The following is a 708-nucleotide window of genomic DNA, read 5'->3' as shown; positions in this document are numbered from 1 at the left end:
TGCGGGTTCAGCCCGTCACCTGTCTTGCCGTCATCTTTTGAAAGAGCCCGTAAAATAGAATCGCTTTTAGGGTGCTTTATGGCGCCATACGATTCGTGCCATTTACCGGTAAGTAACGGGCACCTTTTTAGCATAGCTACGACTTCATTGTAGATAATCTTAGCCTGCAGGGTCTTAGTCGCCCCAATATATACTTCACTCATGGGCTCACCGAGGGCCATAAGTTCGTAATCCCCGACGATGGCCAGCGACTGGGACTTGGCATTTTTCCTGGCTACCTGCCAGTAGGCCCTACGAAAGCGCCTAAGGCCCGTATCTTGATGGACCCATCCGTAGACGTTACCGAAGATAAACCGTTGTATCGGAGCAAAGTCTATCGGCTCGCCGGCAAGGACGCCTTTGGTATGCCGATGTAAATGCGCCCAGTTAAAAAAACGCTGCGCCTTTTCTTCATCAAACACATACGGAAACTCTTCCGTTTTCGCATGCTGAACATCTCTTAAAAAACGTTCGCACGCCCAGCGGTGCTTTTGGCATACATGGGCCGTGTCCTTTATGCAGTTATGGCTATACTCAATAAGTTCTTCAAGTAGCGTCATACATTACCAAATCCTTTATCGCCCAACGGATCGGCCTTCTTAGGCTCTTCTTTAGGAATATTTTTGGCTTTGGCCAAAGGATTTAAAAACATTCGGTCTTCCATTTGAA

1 protein-coding gene is annotated in these 708 nt (G+C 47.7%); it reads right to left on the bottom strand.

Annotated features, from left to right (window positions below; all coding sequences use genetic code 11):
- Positions 1-599 (bottom strand): terminase large subunit domain-containing protein (locus HMPREF9429_RS03610; protein ID WP_006941735.1); only part of this gene is annotated, 599 nt, incomplete at its 3' end.
- Positions 600-708 lie beyond the last annotated feature (109 nt).

Source organism: Megasphaera micronuciformis F0359 (genome assembly GCF_000165735.1).
In the GTDB taxonomy this organism is placed as follows: domain Bacteria; phylum Bacillota; class Negativicutes; order Veillonellales; family Megasphaeraceae; genus Megasphaera; species Megasphaera micronuciformis.
The sequence above is the reverse complement of the archived record's forward strand: the minus strand, read 5'-3'. Positions and strand labels throughout refer to the sequence as shown.